This window comes from Hydrocoleum sp. CS-953, assembly GCF_002260545.1.
Classification (GTDB): domain Bacteria; phylum Cyanobacteriota; class Cyanobacteriia; order Cyanobacteriales; family Microcoleaceae; genus Trichodesmium.
Genome location: NZ_LGSU01000251.1, coordinates 1 through 2543 on the forward strand (window position 1 = coordinate 1; position 2543 = coordinate 2543).

Annotated in this window: 2 protein-coding genes; both read left to right on the top strand. The window is 34.1% G+C overall.

Annotation, left to right across the window (positions count from 1 at the left end):
- Positions 1–534: 534 nt before the first annotated feature.
- Positions 535–1332: AI-2E family transporter (locus AFK68_RS02195; RefSeq protein WP_143437433.1), on the top strand; the 798-nt coding region annotated here is incomplete at its 3' end.
- A gap of 61 nt (positions 1333–1393) precedes the next feature.
- Positions 1394–1852 (top strand): AI-2E family transporter, encoded by a 459-nt coding sequence (locus AFK68_RS02200; protein WP_371357203.1) that lies wholly within the window; start codon positions 1394–1396, stop codon positions 1850–1852.
- The last annotated feature ends 691 nt before the right edge of the window (positions 1853–2543 follow it).

Genomic DNA, 2543 nt, shown 5'->3' on the forward strand with positions numbered 1-2543 from the left:
ATTTATCAAGTCATTCCCGACACTACCGCCATTAAATATCAAATGATTCGAGTCATCGAGGAATCAAACGAAGATTACCTCTACCCAAAAAATTAGCCGAAAATAATTGCACTTAATTACTTTCTATGAATACAAATTTTCTTGAATACGAATTATAAAATTTTGTTAGTTCCAATCTTTTCTTTCTCCTGACTCCTGACTCCTAGAGTGATACGATCACTAATTCTACCAATTCCCATGCATTATTGCTATACTTTGGGGATACTTCAGTTATTAACTAATCAGCAGGGCGCAGAATCATTTTTTTGCTAATTTTAGCACTTTTTAATGTTAATTATTCTTATTTGTGCTACTCCCGTACGGACGTTGCACAGGCAAAAATGCGTTTTCCGTTCCGGAATGCTCCGCTTTCCATGTTGCGCAGCAAAACGTCCCTACACTCCCCTACTCCCCTACTCTGAAATAGATAAAGTTTTTAAGAAATGGTATTACCCGGATTTTATATGAGTGCTAAATATACAAATAATTTTGCTTATGAATATTATATTTTCACCTGTTCAACGGTTTTTAATTACATGGCTTTTATTATTAGTGGCAGGGTGGTTTACTATTGGGGCAATAAGTTATATAGGTGAAATAGTTAGTATCTTAATTACTGCAGGATTAGTAGCATTTTTGTTAAACTATCCAGTGGCTAAATTACAAATATTTTTACCTCGAAGTTTGGCAGCAGGTTTAGTATATTTAATGGCTGCTTTAATAGTTTTAGTTATTGGTCTAACTATTGTACCACCAGTCTTTAATCAAGCTCGACAATTGTGGTTGAATTTTCCAGATTTGTTAGAGTCTGCAAGATTACAATTGACTGAATTTCAAGCCTGGAGTGAACTTAATAATTTACCCTTCGATGTGGGAATTTTGCAACAGCAACTATCAGCAAAAGCTCAAGAAGAAATAGAGGCTATCGCTGCTACAAGTTTTGGTTTAGTATTAGGAACGGTTAACTGGTTTTTCGACTTAATCTTAATCTTAGTAATCTCTTTTTATATGCTCTTAGATGGAGAAAGAGTGTGGGATAATCTTACCAGTATTATTGCTCCAAAAGTACGAGATGTATTTACACAATCCTTAGAAGGTAATCTTCAAAGTTTTGTTTCTGGGCAGTTGCTATTGGGGTTATTTATGGCAACTACTTTATCTATAGCTTTTTGGTTTTTAGGAGTTCCATATTTCCTATTATTTGCAGTATTTATAGGTGCAATGGAATTAATTCCATTTATTGGAGCAACTTTGGGCATTGGTACTGTAGGTATTATCGTAGCATTTATAGATNCAATCCTTAGAAGGTAATCTTCAAAGTTTTGTTTCTGGGCAGTTGCTATTGGGGTTATTTATGGCAACTACTTTATCTATAGCTTTTTGGTTTTTAGGAGTTCCATATTTCCTATTATTTGCAGTATTTATAGGTGCAATGGAATTAATTCCATTTATTGGAGCAACTTTGGGCATTGGTACTGTAGGTATTATCGTAGCATTTATAGATTGGTGGTTGACATTAAAAGTATTAATAGTAGCGATCGCTATGCAGCAAGTTAAAGATAATATAGTTGCTCCTAGAATCATGGGGAATTTAACCGGACTTAGCCCTGTAATTATTTTTGCGGCATTACTATTAGGTGGTAAAATAGGAGGACTATTAGGAGTAATATTGGCAATTCCTTTAACTGGAGTTTTGAAAAGTATTGTGGAAGTTGTGTTAAATCCTAAATTACCACCTCAAACTGGTTCTTTTTTTTATAATCCTCTGGATGAAGATGGGGAGATGAGGGGATGGGGAGAAGGAGAGATTTAATATTAAAGTATAGATAGGGTTTATTGAAAAAAGCATAGTTTGGGGAGGATTGGGAGCTATAAAGATAGAATTATAAATATATATTGTATCGCAATCCTACATAGGGTTTACTGATTAAATATCAACGCCTTTCTAGATAAAAGATAAGTGCCTTTTTCTGTCGAACAAACTGCAAGTTTTTAGGTCAAAAAGGTTCAAAAATTAAGCATTAAAGGCTCACACGAGGCAGAAAAATTCTAGGACAATTCTTATTACTATCACCTCTAAATTCCCATTTATTCTGACTCCTGAATTCTGACTTCTGACTCCTACCCCCACCACTCATACTTTTTCAGCAAACCCTAAATAGGTTGTGACAAATCAAGAACTAGATAAAAAAAACTGAAAGTCAGGTCTGTTAACTTTTGCCTGTTGCCTAAAAGCAGTAAGCTTTTTATACACAAATAAAATAGGATTGCTATATAGTTAGTGTTTTAAATGATTCGTAAATATCTAGAGTGGTGAAAGAGTCACTAAATAAGGATATTTAGTTTACATCTCAAAAAAGATGCTATATAAAATGACTATACATAATCTCAAAAATATCTTTTTCGGCAGAATTTTTGCCATCCAAAAAACATGGGAGCGAGCGTCATCTTGGACGACATATTGATGGCTGAAGGCGGGAATTATTCCTAAAATTCCACAAATT

What these genes read in the sequence shown, in the direction of transcription:
- AFK68_RS02200 (WP_371357203.1), top strand. Translation starts at nt 1,394, where the DNA reads ATGGCAACTACTTTATCTATAGCTTTTTGGTTTTTAGGAGTTCCATAT.